This is a genomic window from Paenibacillus sp. FSL F4-0097, assembly GCF_038593125.1.
GTDB lineage: Bacteria > Bacillota > Bacilli > Paenibacillales > Paenibacillaceae > Paenibacillus_AQ > Paenibacillus_AQ odorifer.
Genome location: NZ_CP151965.1, coordinates 1,760,130 through 1,778,221 on the forward strand (window position 1 = coordinate 1,760,130; position 18,092 = coordinate 1,778,221).

The 18,092-nt window shown below is 42.5% G+C and carries 15 protein-coding genes; 10 read left to right on the top strand and 5 right to left on the bottom strand.

The features are described 5' to 3' along the window. Positions 1-44: 44 nt before the first annotated feature. Positions 45-941, top strand: a complete 897-nt coding sequence (locus MHH86_RS07680; RefSeq protein WP_036675639.1) for a carbohydrate ABC transporter permease — start codon at positions 45-47, stop codon at positions 939-941. Between the two features lie 103 nt (positions 942-1,044). Beyond that, positions 1,045-2,004: a family 43 glycosylhydrolase gene (locus MHH86_RS07685; RefSeq protein WP_036675637.1), complete on the top strand. Its 960-nt coding sequence runs from the start codon at positions 1,045-1,047 to the stop codon at positions 2,002-2,004. 334 nt (positions 2,005-2,338) lie between these two features. On the opposite strand, the gene MHH86_RS07690 is transcribed toward MHH86_RS07685, so the two are convergent. Next, the gene (locus tag MHH86_RS07690; protein ID WP_036675636.1) at positions 2,339-3,151 is read right to left on the bottom strand and encodes an ABC transporter permease subunit; all 813 of its coding nucleotides are present in this window, start codon (positions 3,149-3,151) and stop codon (positions 2,339-2,341) included. Then, the gene (locus MHH86_RS07695; RefSeq protein ID WP_036675634.1) at positions 3,148-4,035 is read right to left on the bottom strand and encodes an ABC transporter ATP-binding protein; all 888 of its coding nucleotides are present in this window, start codon (positions 4,033-4,035) and stop codon (positions 3,148-3,150) included. The genes MHH86_RS07690 and MHH86_RS07695 overlap by 4 nt, the downstream gene beginning before the upstream one ends. Before the next feature lie 165 nt (positions 4,036-4,200). Between MHH86_RS07695 and MHH86_RS07700 the strand changes: the two genes are divergently transcribed. Next, on the top strand, positions 4,201-4,794 hold the full coding sequence (locus MHH86_RS07700) for a TetR/AcrR family transcriptional regulator (RefSeq protein WP_036675633.1): 594 nt from the start codon (positions 4,201-4,203) through the stop codon (positions 4,792-4,794). Positions 4,795-4,831: 37 nt separating this feature from the next. Here the strand turns inward: MHH86_RS07700 and MHH86_RS07705 are convergent, their stop codons facing one another. Continuing rightward, entirely contained in the window at positions 4,832-6,334 is a 1,503-nt protein-coding gene (locus MHH86_RS07705) for an amidase (RefSeq protein WP_036675900.1), read from the bottom strand. Between the two features lie 141 nt (positions 6,335-6,475). Between MHH86_RS07705 and MHH86_RS07710 the strand changes: the two genes are divergently transcribed. Further along, entirely contained in the window at positions 6,476-6,943 is a 468-nt protein-coding gene (locus MHH86_RS07710) for a MarR family transcriptional regulator (RefSeq protein ID WP_036675630.1), read from the top strand. A 73-nt stretch (positions 6,944-7,016) separates the two neighbouring features. Here the strand turns inward: MHH86_RS07710 and MHH86_RS07715 are convergent, their stop codons facing one another. Continuing rightward, positions 7,017-8,612 (bottom strand): MDR family MFS transporter, encoded by a 1,596-nt coding sequence (locus MHH86_RS07715; protein ID WP_063829770.1) that lies wholly within the window; start codon positions 8,610-8,612, stop codon positions 7,017-7,019. A 253-nt stretch (positions 8,613-8,865) separates the two neighbouring features. Here MHH86_RS07715 and MHH86_RS07720 point away from each other — a divergent pair, with 253 nt between their 5' ends. The 5 genes from MHH86_RS07720 (at position 8,866) to MHH86_RS07740 (ending at position 13,800) form a co-directional block, all read left to right on the top strand. Beyond that, on the top strand, positions 8,866-9,387 hold the full coding sequence (locus MHH86_RS07720; RefSeq protein ID WP_342479676.1) for a MarR family transcriptional regulator: 522 nt from the start codon (positions 8,866-8,868) through the stop codon (positions 9,385-9,387). Positions 9,388-9,471: 84 nt separating this feature from the next. Continuing rightward, complete coding sequence (locus MHH86_RS07725) at positions 9,472-10,203, top strand: metallophosphoesterase family protein (protein ID WP_340941277.1); 732 nt, start codon at positions 9,472-9,474, stop codon at positions 10,201-10,203. Between the two features lie 80 nt (positions 10,204-10,283). Then, on the top strand, positions 10,284-11,321 hold the full coding sequence (locus MHH86_RS07730; protein WP_036675621.1) for a helix-turn-helix domain-containing protein: 1,038 nt from the start codon (positions 10,284-10,286) through the stop codon (positions 11,319-11,321). Positions 11,322-11,324: 3 nt separating this feature from the next. After that, a complete protein-coding gene (locus MHH86_RS07735; RefSeq protein ID WP_080742436.1) occupies positions 11,325-12,587 on the top strand; it encodes an FAD-dependent oxidoreductase in 1,263 nt (420 codons plus the stop codon). A 295-nt stretch (positions 12,588-12,882) separates the two neighbouring features. Continuing rightward, a complete protein-coding gene (locus tag MHH86_RS07740; RefSeq protein WP_036675614.1) occupies positions 12,883-13,800 on the top strand; it encodes a DUF5692 family protein in 918 nt (305 codons plus the stop codon). 81 nt (positions 13,801-13,881) lie between these two features. Here the strand turns inward: MHH86_RS07740 and MHH86_RS07745 are convergent, their stop codons facing one another. Continuing rightward, entirely contained in the window at positions 13,882-14,745 is an 864-nt protein-coding gene (locus MHH86_RS07745) for a type II CAAX endopeptidase family protein (RefSeq protein WP_036675610.1), read from the bottom strand. A 521-nt stretch (positions 14,746-15,266) separates the two neighbouring features. Here MHH86_RS07745 and alaS point away from each other — a divergent pair. After that, positions 15,267-17,900, top strand: coding sequence for an alanine--tRNA ligase (gene alaS / locus MHH86_RS07750; protein WP_036675605.1), 2,634 nt, complete (start codon positions 15,267-15,269; stop codon positions 17,898-17,900). Positions 17,901-18,092 lie beyond the last annotated feature (192 nt).

An 18,092-nucleotide genomic window follows, 5' to 3' on the forward strand; every position in this document is an offset into this window, starting at 1 on the left:
AACTAATTGACTAACAAGGAAATGGAAAAGGTAGGTGTACTAAAATGTCAAACCAGGCAGTAAATCCAGTTGTAAATACAACAGGCAAAATAAAAGGCTCCTCCAGTGTAAGTATTTCAAAATATATATCCTATATATTTCTAGGTATCCTATGTGTGATTTGGATCATTCCTGTTATATTCGGGATTTCCACCTCATTTAGATCACAAACGGAAGTAGTATCCTCGGGCTTTAGACTATTTCCTAAAGAGTGGGTCTTTGAGAACTACGTTACGATCCTAAACAATACTTCTACAGCTCCAATTCTACGTTGGTTAGGTAACTCATTGTTTATTGCTACATCTCACACCATTCTGGTTGTTATTGTTATTTCGATTACAGGTTTTGGTTACACCCGTATTAAGTTTAAAGGAAGAGACACATTGTTCTTTACTTTGCTGGGGATCTCCTTCTTCCCGGGTGTTGTTAACTTGATTCCTTCGTATAAAATCATTGACTCCTTTGGTTGGGTGAACACTTCCTGGGCTATGATTATCCCTGGTCTTGCGGGTATGGGTAATATCTTCTTGGTCAGACAGTTTATGAACGGTATCCCAAAAGAATTAGATGAATCGGCTAAAGTTGATGGTGCAAGTGACTTTAGAATTTTCGCGCAAATTATATTGCCGTTAGTTAAACCAATACTAATTGTTTGCGGATTGTTCTCCTTTACTGGATCTTGGAATGACTTCCTCTGGCCGGTTATCGTGTACACAGACGTAGACAAAATGCCAATTACCGCTGGTTTGCTCTTATTGCAAGACATCTACGGAAACTATCGTATGATCGGACAATTAATGGGCTCGGCAATCATGGCGATTATTCCAACATTGCTGCTATTCGTTTTTGCACAAAAATACTTCGTTCAATCCATCAACCTGAATTCGGGTATCAAAGGTTAGATCGAATGAACTTAAACTTAAATACACCTTGACTTCTTATAGGAAGGGTGTGTTTTGGTGACCTGCAAATATAAAAAAAGAGATAAATATAGGAGTTGTCATTGTGAGAGAATTTAATGTAAAAAATCCACTAGTTGAGCAACGAGCAGATCCTTGGATCTATAAACATACTGATGGTTACTACTATTTCATAGCTTCAGTTCCAGAGTTCGATAGAATTGAGCTTCGCCGTTCTGAATCCATTCAAGGATTGGCTGAGGCTGAAGGAAAGACCATTTGGGTTAAGCATGAAACGGGTTTGATGAGTGCTAATATTTGGGCGCCAGAGATTCATTATATTGATGGAAAATGGTACGTATATTATGCAGCTGCACATACCTCTGATACGAAAGACGGTTTATTTGATCATCGCATGTTTGCGTTAGAAAACCCATCCGCAAATCCTTTAGAAGGTGAATGGGTGGAAAAGGGTCAAATAAAAACAAAATGGGAATCTTTTGCCTTGGATGCAACAACTTTTGAGCATAAAGGAGTTAGATATTACGTTTGGGCACAAAAAGATCCTGCTATCCCTGGCAATTCAAATATTTATATTTCCGAAATGGAGAACCCTTGGACACTAAAAGGTGAGCAGGTGTGCATCACTACTCCTGAATACGATTGGGAAAAAATCGGATTTTTGGTGAACGAAGGCGCGGCAATCCTTAAGCGTAATGGACATATTTTCATGACATTCTCAGCTAGTGCAACAGATCACAACTATTGTATGGGATTATTGACTGCTGATGAGAATAGTGATTTAATGGATCCAAAATCTTGGGTCAAGACACCTGAACCTGTGTTTACGACTTCTGAGGAAAACGGCCAATATGGTCCGGGACATAATAGCTTCACTGTCTCTGAGGATGGCACACAGGATATCCTTGTTTTCCATGCTAGAAGCTATAAGGAAATTGTCGGAGATCCGCTTTACGATCCGAATCGTCACGCACGTGTGCAAGTAATCCAGTGGAATGAAGATGGAACGCCAAACTTTGGTGTACCTAGACCGGATACGAAATAAAAAGGGATTTGTCGCATAAAACAACAGAGCAATGATTCTCCCAGAGGTGGAGAAACACTGCTCTGTTGTTTTTTATAAGAGTCATAGTTGTAACCCTCCTGAGGCTTAAGGACTCAGCTGACGCTATTTGCAATTTTTTAGTCATTTGAGCAAGGTTGCGGACCCCATTGCAGCTATTCCTTTAGAAAAGGTTCATTTTTGCTGATCTTCAAGCCAATAACGACTTTAGGGTCCGTTAGGTACGCAAATTTGTGATAAAGTTGCATTTAAGGTCAACTGTGTCCGATAGTTGCTTCGGGAACGCGTAAAAGCGAGTTGATCAAATGAGGTACTCTTATAATGGAAGATCCCGTCTTCTGAACAGCTCTACTCCCAAGGAAAAGGTGAGCACTCCGATCAACAGCAGCCAACTGGAGACCTGAATAATCTCCACGTTGCCCTGAACGATTTCCCCGGGTTGATAAAAGGAGAATAAGGTTAGGAAACGCAGCCCTTCCAGTTTGTCGCTTATTTTACCGAGTAGATCCAGAGTGAAAAATCCGAAGGCGATGGCGCCGGAAATTCCGAGGGCTTTTTTCTCGTCATTACATACAGAGGACACGAGAAAGGTAAGGCCGCCTACCGCAAAAAATAATAAAAAGGCCACGGTATTCAGCTGAGCGAAGCGACCGCTGTTAAAGTCATATTCACTGCCAAGAAACCATGCTTTACCTAATAATCCGGCGAGGGTGGTTACACCCATAATTAAGAGCAAAGCTGTAGTGAGTACAAGTGCCTGCGTGGTGGCGACTTTTCTCCGTGTAGTTGGGGCTATGAGCAGATAAGCCATGGAGCCGCGATCCACGAGTCGAGCCATTAGCTGCGTTGACATTTGCACACAAACTATGGAAAGAATCAGAACTAGTATAAGTCCATAATATTCTCCGGAGATAAAAGCTTCAGCACTGGTAAATCCGCTATTTAACCCAAAGGCTTTACCCACACCCTCTGGCATTGCCTTAATAAGGTCATCAATTGCTTGTGTACTCCCCGCAATCCCTGGATAAAGCCAGATCATAAACAGAATATAGAAGGCAGAACCAAAGGCGTAATTCAATATTCCTTTCAGGTTCACTCGCATCATTTCCTTATAGAGCGGAAGATTCATTGCACTGCCCCCTCGCGGTCATAATAGTCCATGAAGATGTCCTCTAGATTCTGCGTGAATACGTCGATGCTGCGGATATTGTATTTTCCAGTTTCCCGGATGAATCGATCATAATTGCCTTGCACAGCTATGCGGACCCTATTTCCCTCATGAGCTTCCACTTGTAGGCCGGAGGCGGCAAAATCCACTGCATCTTCACTATTCGCAAAAATGACCTCAAACAGCTTCCGTTGCATCGATTGTAGTTCATGAATATTTTTTACGGTGATAATCCGTCCGTCTTTAATAATTGCGGCGCGGTCACAGGTGCGTTCAATTTCCTGAAAGCTGTGTGAGGACATGAGAAAGGTAGTTCCGGCTGATTTTTCCTCCAGTACCAGATCAATAAATACCTTTTGCATGAGCGGGTCGAGACCCGAGGTAGGTTCATCCAGAATAATAACTTCAGGACTATGCATAAAAGCAGCGACGATTCCGACCTTTTGCTTCATTCCCTTTGACATTTTTCGGATCGGAGTTGTGGCATCAAATTGCAAGCGTTCAATCAGCTGCTCGCGTTTGGTAGTATTTTTGATTCCCTGCATGGCTGACATGAATTTAAGGAAAGAAAGACCCGTCATCCCATCAAAAAAGTTAATTTCACCGGGTAAGTAGCCAATATGCTTCTGGACTGTCCCTTGTGCCTTCCATACATCAAGCCCATGGATACTCGCATGCCCTTGATCTGGTTTCATAAAACCCATGATATGCCGTATAGTTGTCGATTTACCTGCACCGTTAGGACCCAGAAATCCAAAAACCTCGCCTTTGTTTACGGTAAATGTTACATCTTCGATTCCTTTGCCATTCGAAAATCGTTTAGTTAAGCCTTCTACAACCAGCATGCCGCCACCCCCGCCGCAAAATAATGAACTAATATGAATTGAATATTTCATATGTTATATTATTCCTAGTGGTTAATGAAGTCAATATAATTATGAAATAATTGAAATGGAATATTTCATTAAATTTAAATACGCATACTTAATAACGAAGTTAGGGTGGAAGCTATGAATGGATTTGAGAAGAGAGCAGCACAGATTAAATTCAAAATTATGAAAACTACTATGGAGATGCTCAAGAGCTGGGAACCCAAACGTCTACGGATCGCAGATATTGCGAAAGAAGCAGGAGTCTCTCAGGTGACGATTTATAATTATTTTGGCAGTAAGGAAGCGCTGCTTAGTGAGTCTTTTAAGGACTTTGTTCAGAAGGAAATTCAGGAGTTTGAAGATTACATTTATCAAGAGCATTCTCTAAAGGAGATTATTGGTTACATTCTAACCATGGAAAGGCAAACTTACAGCGGTTTATCTCCCGCGACTGTGAAGGAGCTTATGGTTGAGGATCAAGAAATGTTCCGTTATATTGAGGAACGATATGCGAATGACATTTTGCCGGTGCTGGTGAAGATGGTTGAGGATGGGAAAGCCCGGGGAGAAATCTCAAATAAAGTATCCACCAAAGGGATACTTTCACTAATGGGGATGTATATGCGTAATGCGGGTGAACTTCTAGACGAAGCTAGCAAACAGGAAGATATGGATGCCTTCATCGAGGAAGCCATCCATATTTTCTTCTATGGCATTTGCGGGAAAGAGTAAGGGGAGCTTGAGCTGCGTGAACATCACCCTTAATTGATCAGGTCAACAGCGGATTCCCATTCATGCCGACCCAAAGAGCGGATTGTTCAAGCTGGGCAGCAAGCTGAAGCAGCAAATCTTCACGGCCTTTGTTCGCCATGACTTGAACGCCTAGCGGCAGGCCAGTTGCTGACTTATGGACGGGCACACTCATTGCTGGCTGGCCTGTCAGATTTGCGAGCTGGGTGAACGGTGTATAGGTTAGGCTTGGCTCAAACATCTCGTAAATTAAGCGGCTCTGTTCTTCTTTTGGCAATTCGTTTACGTGCAGCAGCTTTGCTATCTCTGCAGGTTTATGCGTTAATTCACCAATTTTGGGAGCGGAGTTTGCATTCGTAGGTGTTATATATAAGTCGTAATGATTAAACAGTTCCGCCATTTGGGCGGCTGCAACGTCCCATTCATCCAGACTATGTACGAATTCGGCCGCTGAAACATTTTTTCCGGTCTCACCAAGAACCCACGTAATGATATCGACATCGTCAGCAGTTATGGAACGTCCCATATTTCTCTCCAGGGAGACGAACATGGCTGCTACCTCTCCGGCATTCATCGTATAGTAGTTCTCCATCAGTCTTGTGCCATTCACAGGACTTTCTGTTTCTTCAACCGCATGTCCTTCAGCTTCGAGCCATTTCACGGTTTTGTGAACAGCATTTACGGCCTCTTCAGAGACAGGCGTACCTACTGGGGAAGCAGTCGTAAATCCAATTCGTAGTTTACGTTGCGTAGGCTTAAACAGATCATCCAGATATACGCCCGGATATAACGGAGTCTGGAAGGCGGCTTCTGGCTGCACAACCTGCAGCAGATCTAACATAGCAGCGCTATCGCGAACGGACCGGGTTAAGGCAAAATCAATAGAAGCCCCTTGCCATTGACGGCCGACTCCGGGTCCTACTGGTGTGCGCCCGCGCGTGGGTTTAAGTCCGAATAAGCCTGTGAATGAGGCGGGAATACGGATGGACCCACCACCATCACTGGCTCCTGCTACTGGAACGATACCAGAAGCAACAGCTGCCGCGGCTCCGCCACTCGAACCTCCAGGAGAATATTCGAGATTCCAAGGATTACGAGCAGGTCCATGGAGGACATTCTCTGTAATGTTTTTTAAGCCGAACTCTGGTGTGTTCGTATGGCCAAGTGGAATGAAGCCGGCTTTCCTAATCCGTGCAACATAATTTGAATCCCACCGCGCGACATTGTTTTTCATCAGCATAGCCCCACAAGTGATGGGCTCGCCAGCGATAGATTGGGAAATATCCTTTAATAGAAACGGAACGCCAGCAAACGGCCGAGTGTTATCCTGAACAGGCATCTCGTCGGCTTCTCTAAGAGCAGCTTCCCGGCGGGTGCGCACCACCGCATTTATGACCGGATTGACCTCATCTAACCGAGCAAAGGCGGCTTCGACCAGCTCACGAGGTGAAATTTCACGTGCTTTGACAAGTGAAGCAAGTCCTAGAGCGTCATAGGTAGAGTAAGAAAAGGTCAAATTAATACCCACTTTCAATTTAGGATGATTATTATATTATACATCCCATTAGTTATTTTTTGAAAATGGGTAATCTGACATCTATCAATTCTTTTTTACGTCATATTAGGCTATACTTAGTGTTAAATGATTTTATGGGGTGTACTGATGAACGAAGAGAAATATCAGAATGTGGATGGATTAATGGAGGCTTTCCAACAATTCGCTAGAATGAACTGGCGTAAAACTACGATTTGGGGCTTGAAGCCAAGTGAGGTCCGGATGTTGGTTTCTTTAAAGCTTGGTAAAGAACGGGAAGGGAAGAAGGGACAGACGGTTTCGGAGATTAGCAAGTTTCTGAAAGTCACCTCTCCTACGGTTACCCAAATGCTCAATAGTCTGATTGCACAAGGATATGTGGTGCGTACTTCCGATGCACAGGATCGCCGAGTTAGTGAGATCACGCTTACGGAAAAAGGGGAGCATCTGGCTGAGATGGCCGTAACGAAATCCCGGAATACCTTTAAAGGTATGATTGATTACATGGGCAAAGAACAGACGGATACGTTAATGGAGCTGTTAAACGGAGTTTACGTTTACTTCGAAGAATTGAATGATCAATCAAACGAATCCTAGCCCTTCTTATCAAAAAGAGATGCCGCACAGCCTAAGCTGTTTACGGACATCTCTAATGTAAGGTTATTTGTGATTAATGTGCAGCAGGCACAGATTTTTCGAGTTTTTTACTCCCGGTTTTATCCTCTGCGTGTGCCTCCATTTTTTTCTCTCCACTACGTAATGGAATCTCTTTAAGGAACAGAACGAGCAGTGCTGCGATAACTAACAGCGCCGTACCACTTAAGAACACAACTGTCAGGGAATCGCTCAGTGCGTTCCGCAGCATCTCAATCAATTGATTGAAGAGCGGCTGGATTTGCTCTGGCAATGTTGCATGCAATTCCTTTAGTTTAGGTTGATCTAGCAACATTTGAGGGTTCATAAATGCAGAAAGCTGTTTAGCGGATTCAGGATCGAGTTTGGATAAATCCGGACCTTTGCCTGAAGATACCGCTGCCTCTAATTTTTTCGTTAATGAGGAGTTCATAATGGTACCCATGATGGCAATACCTATGGTTCCACCTAAATTACGGAATAAAGTATTTGTAGCAGTAGCAACACCTAGCATTGAAGGAGCAACAGCATTTTGTACGGTTAGAGTAAATACGGGCATCGATAGTCCTAACCCAACCCCGAAGATAATCATGCTGACTACAGCCGTAGCAATGTTACTCATAAAGGCCATTAATATCATGGCTACAACCATGAATGGCATCCCCATTAGAGCATAACGTTTATATTTTCCTGTTTTGGAGATCCATCTTCCCACTAAAGTACTTAGTACAATCATAGTAAGTGACATTGGCATATTGATAAAACCAGATTTAGTTGGGGAGACGCCCTCTACCCCTTGCACAAAGAAGGGCAGGTAGATCATTGCGCCCATCATACCGGCATTCATCAGGAAACCGACAATCATTGAGATGGATACGATGGAGTTTTTAAATAAGGATAATGGCAATACGGGGCTCTTAGCTTTACGCTCAATCAGAATCAGGATAATCAGACCCAGAATGGAAGCCCCAAACAAGCCGAGAATCTCCGGAGAACCCCAGTCATATTTTGTTCCTGCCCATGAAAAGCCGAGCAAGAGCGCAACGATGGTCAGGGAAAGGAAAATGGAGCCTAAATAGTCAATGGACTCAGATGTAGAACGCGTTGTTTTAGGGAACATTTTCAAAATCATAAAGAAGGCCACGATACCGAAAGGCAAGAAGATCCAGAAGATCCATTTCCAAGCCATGTGATCTACCATGAATCCGCCAAGAGTAGGACCAATTACGCTGGAGAAACCAAATATCGCCATCATAATTCCAGTCCACTTGGCTCTCTCTCTTGGAGCGAACAAATCACCTACAGCGGTTACGGTAGCCGACATTAGAATCCCGCCGCCTAGACCTTGAATCCCGCGATAAGTGATCATTTGAAAAATGTTGGTCGACAATCCGGATAGGAAAGCACCTATAATAAAAATGACAATCCCTGATAACAGGAAGGGCTTTCTTCCGTAAATATCGGATAACTTACCGACAAGTACGGTAGCAATGGTTGAGGTGAGCATATAGATGGTAATTACCCAGGTATAATGTTCAATGCCTCCAAGCATCGCAATAATTCGGGGCATTGCTGTGCCCACAATCGTCTGGTTGATTGCTGCGAAAAACATAGCCGCCATTAAAGCAATCATAATTGTAACTTTCTTTTTCTGAGTGAGATGCTCCAGAGCAGTTCCTCTCCTTTAACTTCTATATATTGTAGTTTGGGAATTCATGTCGTAATAATTAGGTAGCCAAACTATCATTTATGTATAATACACAAATTCATCAATTAGCACAACAGGTTAATTATTAAATTTTAATTTAAAAAGAATTTGAATTTGACTTGATTTTTTGGGAATAGGTAAGTAATCTAATTAGATTGAGGTATATTGGAGGTGCCCTATGGATACCCATGACAATCAAGAGCAGAAGCTTATCATAGCCCTTGAAAATATAAAGCGTCTGACTGCTCGCCCCTACTCGATTGATGTAGTATCGTATAGAGAGTTTGTTATGATGTACGTCATTCACACTGTAATGAAGCAAAAGAAAGCCACTGAAGGCGACAAACAGCACCGGGGAGTTATGATTTCTAAATTAAGTGACCTGCTCCAGATAAGTAGACCTACTGCCACGCAAATGGCAAATACTTTGGAGGAAAAAGGTTACGTAGTACGTACAACATCCGAGACAGATCGTCGGGTCGTATATATCTGTCTGAGTGAGCTTGGAGAGCAGATTTATAGCAGGCAGATGGCATCCTATTCCGGTATTTTGAGTGAAATCACGCAAAAGGTCGGTAAGGAAGAGATCGACCAGCTGATCTTTTTGTGCGATCGTTTTCAAGAAGCGGTGCATGAGGTCAGAAGCCGTCATTTTTTTTCGCAGTCGGATGAAGAGTCATTAGTTATAGATTCAGTATAAAAAGCCCAACATCAAAAGATATTCCTGCACACCCGCGGGAACATCTTTTTTTGCATCTTAGAGCAAGGAGCGATTATCATCAGAATATTAGCAATTAGTGACATTCACGGAAGTTATGTAGAATTCAATGCACTGTTATCAAAAGTGAATTATCGCCCAGCGGAGGATAAGCTTATCTTGATGGGAGATTATGTGGATAGAGGGCTGGACAGTAAAGGAATTGTGGAGCAAGTGATGACTCTGCAGCAAGAATGTGGAGCTATAGTTCTCAAAGGAAATCACGATAAAATGGCTTGCGATGCGCTCACCGGCGAAGATGATAAATTGGATACCCATTGGCTTACTAACGGCGGATTTCATACGCTGATGAGTTATTGTGAGGCGGGCTACGAAGGTTTGCAGGAGGATTTTGGCTGGAAGGATTATATGCAGCTAAAAGAAAAAATTAGGCGGGACTATAGACATCATATAGACTTTCTAAGCACATTGCCGCTTTATCATGAGACGGAAGAACATATTTTTGTTCATGCGGGCATTAATCCATTAATTGAGGATTGGAAACAGCAGGACCCTTATGATTTTATCTGGATTAGAGAACCCTTTTATAAGAATCCGGTAGTTAGCACTAACAAAACGGTTGTTTTCGGTCATACTTCGACGATGGATCTGCATGATTCAGAAGAAATTTGGTTTAGTCCACTTGGAGATAAAATTGGCATAGATGGTGGCTGCGCATATGGCCAACGACTAAATTGCTTGGAGATTTCCGCAGGGAAATACATAACGCATTTTGTTCGGAATGGTGAGACGCTTTGAGCGTTCTCCCATTTTTTTTAGAATAGTAATGAATTAAACGTTAACTATGTATAAAATAAAGATAGGAGGGGTGCAAATAGGTGAATGCAAACAGCAAATATCATATCCTCATGCAAGGGGCCATCAGCAAGAATGTGAGCGAAACCTGTAAGGAGTTTGGCATTTCCCGGACGATCTATTATAAGTGGTCTAAAGCTTATCAACAACATGGAATGGATGGACTTGGGGAGAAGAAAAAAAAGCCGGTAATGCCTAATAAAGTAGATAAGAAAACGGAAAGATTGATTTTGCAGTACGTCGCTAGATTTCCTGAGGATGGGCCTAGACGCATCTTTTATGAACTGCAAGATGAAGGTATGCAAATAGGGGAATCGGGTATTTATAATGTACTACGTCGAAACGGACTAAATAAACGAATAGAGCGTGAAGCTTACGCCAATCAAATCAAAGCAAAGAAGAGGGATGGCGCACAATCCACTCTCACTAAAGGATTTAAAGAGAAACGGAAAACACTAGATTATAAGATGAAGAATCCGATAAATGCTCATCCCGGGTATATGTGTCAGCAGAGTATCAGCTATTTGGGAGTTTTCCCGAGGGTCGGAAAGGTATATCAATATGTAATTTATGATGCCTACTCCAGACTAGGTCTAGTTAAGCTATACAATCGTAAGTCTACCATTCATTTTATAGATTTTATGCATCTGAAAGTTCTCCCATTGATGAAGACATTAGATTTTCATATCGATAATCTGGTTACGAACAAAAGCCGTGAATTCATTACGAACTGGGACAGAGGAAAACATAAATATAGTGAATTTTTACATAAGAACAATATTAATCAAGTAGCTATAACGGTAGACCAAACAGAGATATTTCAGCCCTTGCAGCAATTTGCGGCGGTGTTGACCAAAGAATTCTACCAGCAGGCTTGGGTAGATGATACGATAGATTCTTTTGAAATTTTAGAAAAGCGCTTACATGAATACTTGAGAACCTACAACTTCAGCAGGCAAATTACAGATGGACCTAATCAAGGTAAAATACCATCGGATGTCGCACTTGCCTATACGGGACAACGAGAAACTTTGCCATTATGGTTATTTACAAGGAGATAACGGATGATGACAAACACGAAGAATAAAGACCGAATTGGGATCATCGGTGCAGGGATTTCTGGGGTTACAGCTGCTTACGAATTAGCGAAAAAAGGTTATACCCACATTACCCTCATGGAGAAGTCGGACAGAGTAGGAGGAAAGTGTCATTCTATTGAGTACAAAGGAAAAAGTTATGAAATGGGGACGCTAATCGGCCTGCCCACCTATAAACATACGATGGATTTAATGAGAGATTTTGATCTTATGGATAGGGGACCATTGTTAGAACGTGGATTTTTTGATAATAATGGGAGGAAAACTTCACAGATTCCCATGGAGCAGATAGAGGCGTTTACACAAGAATTCAAACGACTGCCGGATATTCTAAAACGCTATGAGTCTCTCCAAGAACCGGGATTTCTTCACTTACCACCAGATTTATGTCAGCCATTTTCACAGTGGTGTGCAGAGAATAAGCTGTCTGTCCTTGAACAGGTCTACATGCATTATTTTAATACTTTTGGATTCGGTAGTATCCATAATGTGCCCGCTGCATATGTGTTGAAATTTCTAAGCTATGATAATCTGTTGTCGTTTATTGAAATTACGCATATGATAACCTGGCCTAAGGGTGTTACTGAACTGATAAGACGAATGGCCGACCAAGTGAACGATCTCCGCCTGACTTGTGAAGTGCTTTTTATGGAGCAAGAACAAGATGGACAGGTTCGAGTAGAGACGAGTCAGGACATCTTTTATTTTGACAAGGTCATTTATACAGCAGCTTTAGAGCAAATGGGCGATACAGTTAGCCTGTCCAGTGAGGACAAAACCTTATTAGCGAGTATAACGTATGAATGGTTTAGGGTATATGCCTACAGAGTGAAAGGGCTGCCGGAGCTTTCTGGCTATATCCCCCGGAATATGTACCCTGAACGTAAAGGGCATATGATGGCATGGTACTATCGGTGGGCAGATATGGGAACTACGGATCTAGTTACGGTTTATGTAGCAGAGAATGAAGCTATGACTGATCTGGAAATGCGAGAGACGGTAGAAAATAAACTTCGCGAGCTGGGCGGAGAGAGCATTCGACTGTATATGATGAAGCGTTGGAAGCATTTCCCTCATGTGGATTCTGATGCGCTACATGAGGGGTTTTATGAACGGGTTGATCAGATGCAGGGGAACAACAATATCTATTTAGCTGGAGAAATCATGAACTTCCCTACACTTGAGAATTGTATTGTATATGCGAAACACTTGGTTGAACGATTCTTTTAAATAATAGTAAAGAGGAACCTTGTCCACAAAGAAATTTGTCGACAAGGTTTTTTTTACATTCAAGTTAGGTTTGCAGTATATAGTTCTGTAGACATGCATTCTAATAGATTGCTCAGAAGAAAGGTAGAAACTTTGGCGAATCCTAGTGCTATGGTTGTGTAAACTCAACTTGAAATGAAACTAAAAAAACACTGATAAATCAACGTTTTAAGCGATTTGATCGTTCAAAGAGGGATGTACTATATTGGACCTGAGACACAGATTATATACACCAAACTACAAGGAGGAGTAAAAAATGTTTTTATTCGAATCGATTCCCTGGTACTCTGCGCTAATGTGGTTAGTAGTACTAGCAGGATTAATGTTTGTAAATGAAATCGCACGGAAGAGCAAGTGGTTCTCAATCATTCTGTTTATAGTTGTCCCTATTGTTCTTACCATAGCGGTCTGGCCGAATACGGCAGGCGAAGGCTCTAGTACCGGAACATGGTTTCACTGGGTAAAAGTATATTCTGCTTTGGCAGGATGTATAGGGTTTATGGCTATCCGTTATGTTAAAGGATGGGACAAAAATAAATATATATTAATGTTCCCGGCTATTATCCTTGCAGTTAACATTCTTGAAGCAGTTATTCGTGATTTCCAAGTGTACAGCTTGCAAGGTATGGTGGATGGCGTAATGATGGTAGGTGGTCCTTGGAACATTATGAACGGGATCGCAGGTATTCTGAACATTATTACGATTTCTGGTTGGATGGGAATTGTGATCAGTAAAGATAAGAGTAAAGATATGTTGTGGCCTGACCAGCTTTGGTTCTGGATCATTGCTTATGACATTTGGAACTTTGCCTATGTATATAATGCAGTTTCTGACCATTCCTTCTATGCAGGTGCAGCATTGTTGATTTCTTGTACCATCCCGGCGTTCTTCTTCAAAAAAGGGGCATGGCTGCAGCATCGTGCACAGACTTTGGCGATTTGGATGATGTTTACGATGTCATTCCCGGCGTTTGTTGGCGAGTCAAAGTTCTCTGTACAATCCTCTCATAGTGAAACCGCTCTGTGGGTAGTAAGTGCATTATCTTTAGCTGCTAATATTGCAGTGTTTGGTTATCATTTCTATAAAATTATCAAGCATAAACGCAATCCGCTTAAAGAGGAAGTTTATACGGATTTAGCTGCTTATAAGGCTATTGCAGAGGGTGCGAATTAATAGAAATAATATAATAATGAAAGAGGTTCCTCCAGCTTAAAGGGTGGAACTTCTTTTTGTGAGTAATTAAAGTTCTAATTATCAGAGCTCCATATCCGCCTGATGTTGCTGCGCGCGAAACTCTTTCCTTTTTATACAAAGCAAAAGACAGGTCAGTAATAACACACATAATAAAGTTGCCGTATACGTGAAATTGCTATTCCAAAACACTATCTGAATATTCATTAATGAGTGAACGCCGATCACGAAAAATAGATTTTTGGTTAAGATATAGAGTAGAGCGAATATAACTCCTAGAATTAGAAGCATGATAAAATCATAAACAAACTCCATTCCAACTAATCCTGAGTAAATCCGGTTTGGGATATGTATGGCAGCAAAGATCGATTGTGAAATCAGCATTGCCGTGATCATCCGTGTAGTCTTGTTGTTGATTTTTTTTAAGCATAAATAGATTTGAACGAGCAGGAAGCCGCGAAATAAGATTTCTTCCAATAAAGCATTTCCGAAGATTTGACCTAGAATTTCACCGAAAACTAAATTTGAATGACTGAAGATATTATTGTTAAGCGTTAGCTCTGAGTGATTCAAGTGTACCATACACAAATCTACTATATTTATAGCGAGCCAAAACAGAAAGGTGCCCAGCAGTCCAGCTCGTAATTTTTCTATTTTTAACCCAAAATCCCGGGGCGAAACTTTAGCTATCAGAATCAAAAAAATAATTACTTCTAAGAGAAGCCCAACTAGATTGGCGGCTAACGTTTCATTGATCCAGTGGTTTGTGTTTTTGGCGATAAAACTTAAATATCCATGCTCAAAAAGGATAAGATTAACCGCAAGAGTAAAGATAATATGAATAAAAATCAGGTTCGCTATAAAAAGGTAGTGTGTAGGCTTTGCTTCAAAAATCGATGATGGATTGAACTCCTTGGAGTGAAGCATCAACGGCAGTCCTCCTGAATACAAAATATTCCAAATTAACCTTAGATTTCACTATATCCTTTTTGAGGCCAAGTTTACTGTTACAAAAATCATGTGTTATTCTTCACATTCGCCCATCCCCAGATTGACAGAAGCAAGGGCACTGGCTATACTTGAAATGTTAAAATGCAAATCGGACAAATCGTTGATGAAAATGAAGTACACCGGAGGATGGCTTGGTCAGAGAAAAGGTTCCTTTACGAAACGTTTCGTAATGGCTGTGAGAACCTTGAAGACAGGCCGGTGGAAAGCTAATTTCGGAGTGTGAGATCAATGCTCACCGGGGGCGCCCGTTATCAGCCGCGACAAGGCGATCGTCTGCAATTGTCCCATGAGTGGGGTCAAGGCGATAACCAGGGTGGTACCGCGATATTAATCGTCCCTGAATTATTCAGGGGCGTTTTTTTGTTTTTATTTTTTAGGTATTTTGTAATTTCCGGTGTAAATGCCGAAGTAAAAAGATGAGACGGGAGCTGTAAATTATGAAAGCAAGTGAAATTCGTTCCAAATGGCTTAAGTTTTTTGAAAGTAAAGGTCACAAGATTGAACCAAGCGCGTCCCTCGTTCCTCACAACGATCCTTCGCTTCTGTGGATCAATGCGGGTATGGCACCTTTGAAAGTGTACTTCGATGGCCGGGAGGTTCCAGAAAATCCGCGCCTGACCAACTCACAAAAATGTATTCGTACCAATGATATTGAGAATGTGGGTAAGACACGCCGTCACCATACGTTTTTCGAGATGCTGGGTAACTTCTCCATCGGTGATTATTTCAAAGAAGAAGCTATCACATGGGCTTGGGAGTTCCTAACCGGCAAAGAGTGGATCGGCTTTGACCCGGAACGTATTTCCGTAACGGTGTACGCAGAGGATGAAGAGGCATTTAAGCTGTGGAATGAAAAGGTTGGCCTGCCTGCTGAACGCATCATTAAGCTGGGCGACGAAAATTTCTGGGATATTGGCGAAGGCCCATGCGGTCCTTGCTCGGAAATCTTTTATGACCGCGGAGAAGCTTACGGCAGTGATATGAGCGATCCGGAAATGTATCCAGGCGGAGAAAATGAACGTTGGCTGGAAGTATGGAACTTGGTGTTCTCACAATTTAACCATAACAAGGATGGCAGCTATACGCCGCTTCCGAATAAAAACATTGATACAGGTGCTGGTTTGGAGCGTTTTGCATCCATTCTACAGGATGTAGATTCCAACTTCGACACTGATTTGTTCCAACCTATTATTCAAAAGACAGCACAACTCGCGGGTGTAACTTATAAAGATAACGTTGAGCAGGATATCGCGCTTAAAGTAATCGCTGACCATGTGCGTACCGTTACTTTTGCAGTAGGGGATGGAGTACTTCCTTCTAATGAAGGACGCGGTTATATTATCCGCCGTTTGCTTCGCCGTGCTGTTCGGTACGGAAAGACCTTGGGTCTGGATCGTCCATTCCTGTATGAGCTGACTGAAACCGTTGGCGAAATTATGGGTGTCTACTATCCATCCGTTGTGGACAACCGCGAATATATCGCAAAGATTATTCGTACTGAAGAAGAACGTTTCCACGAAACATTGTCTGACGGATTGGCTATTTTGGGTGAGATCAGTGCTAAAGCAAAAGCAGAGGGTCTCAGCAATATTGCTGGAGCCGATGCATTTAAGTTATATGATACTTATGGATTCCCATTTGACTTGACCGAAGATTTCGCAGCGGAGCAAGGATTAACTGTAGACCGTGAAGGTTTTGATGCGGCTATGCAGGAGCAACGTGACCGTGCAAGAGCTGCACGTCATGATGGCGGCAGCATGAAGATTCAGGGAGGCGCACTAGCAGACCTGACGGTTAAAAGTGAATTTGTTGGATATAATGACTCGGTAACAGAGTCGAAAATCCTGGCTATTGTTGTGGGTGATGAATTGGTAGATGTCGCCGGCGAAGGCGCAGAATGCCAAGTTATTCTTGAAGCAACACCGTTCTATGCTGAGAGCGGCGGACAAGTAAGTGACACCGGTGTGCTTACTGGGAGTTCAGTTACGGCTAAGGTAAAAGGACTCTTTAAAGCGCCGCACGGCCAACACGTACATTTGGTAACTGTGGAAGCGGGAGAATTGAAAGTGGGCGAATCCGTTCGCGCGGAAGTGGATCGTGCAGAGCGTGAAGATATCGTGAAGAACCACACAGCTACCCATTTATTGCACAAAGCGCTTAAAGAAGTTCTTGGCGGGCATGTTAATCAAGCGGGATCTTTAGTGGAAGGTGCTCGTTTGCGGTTTGACTTCTCCCATTTTGGAGCGATTACTCCAGAAGAACTGAGCGATATCGAACATCGCGTAAATGCACAAATCTGGCGCGGTCTAGATGTAGTGATTGAGAACAAGCCGATTGATGAAGCTAAAGCAATGGGAGCAATGGCGCTCTTTGGTGAAAAATACGGTAATATCGTCCGTGTCGTTCAAGTGGGCGATTACAGTCTTGAGCTTTGCGGTGGTTGTCATGTATCCAACACGTCGCAAATCGGAATTTTCAAGCTGCTTAGCGAAAGTGGCATTGGATCCGGAGTGCGCCGCATCGAGGCAGTTACCGGACGTTACGCTTACCAGTTCACTGAAAGCCAGCTAGATTTGCTCAAACAATCAGCAGGCCTTCTCAAGTCTTCTCTGAATGACGTTCCGAAACGGATCGAAGCGCTGCATAACCAGGTGCGTGAGCTTTCACGTGAGAATGAATCTCTGCAATCCAAGCTGAGCGCTACTTTTGCTGCTGAACTTACAAGCAGTGTGAAGACAGTTGGCGCAGGTACGCAGCTCCTGGCTGTTGCTGTTCAAGCAGGCAATATGGATGCTTTGCGTTCTACAGCGGATGAATTGAAATCCAAGCTTCCGGATGCAGTGCTTGTATTAGGTGCGGCGATGGATGATAAGGTGAACTTTGTAGTATCTGTACCGCAAGACCTTGTGAAGAAAGGTTTCCACGCTGGTAAACTCGTTAAAGAAATCGCAGCGGTTTGCGGCGGCGGCGGTGGCGGGCGTCCAGATATGGCGCAAGCCGGCGGTAAAGATGCTTCTAAGCTAAACGAAGCATTGGCAAAGGCTGAAGAATTGGTAGCTTCCTTAGCCTAAGTTAAAATTACGAAACCATTTCTCTAACTAAACGTATTACGAGAAAACATAGCGGTACTGAGAGTTTGATATCAGTACCGCTACTCTTTATTAGCAGGATGTTAGATTATTCATGAAGAATTGTGCTTGACAATAGCTTAAAAGCCAAAAATATCATAATTTTTGTAGAGAAAATGCCAAAAAAAGCGTTAA

Coding starts and splice junctions, on each gene's coding strand:
- MHH86_RS07745 (WP_036675610.1), bottom strand. CDS start 14,745: ATGCTTCACTCCAAGGAGTTCAATCCATCATCGATTTTTGAAGCAAAG.
- MHH86_RS07735 (WP_080742436.1), top strand. CDS start 11,325: ATGATGACAAACACGAAGAATAAAGACCGAATTGGGATCATCGGTGCA.
- MHH86_RS07720 (WP_342479676.1), top strand. CDS start 8,866: ATGGATACCCATGACAATCAAGAGCAGAAGCTTATCATAGCCCTTGAA.
- MHH86_RS07680 (WP_036675639.1), top strand. CDS start 45: ATGTCAAACCAGGCAGTAAATCCAGTTGTAAATACAACAGGCAAAATA.
- MHH86_RS07700 (WP_036675633.1), top strand. CDS start 4,201: ATGAATGGATTTGAGAAGAGAGCAGCACAGATTAAATTCAAAATTATG.
- MHH86_RS07740 (WP_036675614.1), top strand. CDS start 12,883: ATGTTTTTATTCGAATCGATTCCCTGGTACTCTGCGCTAATGTGGTTA.
- MHH86_RS07710 (WP_036675630.1), top strand. CDS start 6,476: ATGAACGAAGAGAAATATCAGAATGTGGATGGATTAATGGAGGCTTTC.
- MHH86_RS07695 (WP_036675634.1), bottom strand. CDS start 4,035: ATGCTGGTTGTAGAAGGCTTAACTAAACGATTTTCGAATGGCAAAGGA.
- MHH86_RS07715 (WP_063829770.1), bottom strand. CDS start 8,612: ATGATTGCTTTAATGGCGGCTATGTTTTTCGCAGCAATCAACCAGACG.
- alaS (WP_036675605.1), top strand. CDS start 15,267: ATGAAAGCAAGTGAAATTCGTTCCAAATGGCTTAAGTTTTTTGAAAGT.
- MHH86_RS07690 (WP_036675636.1), bottom strand. CDS start 3,151: ATGAATCTTCCGCTCTATAAGGAAATGATGCGAGTGAACCTGAAAGGA.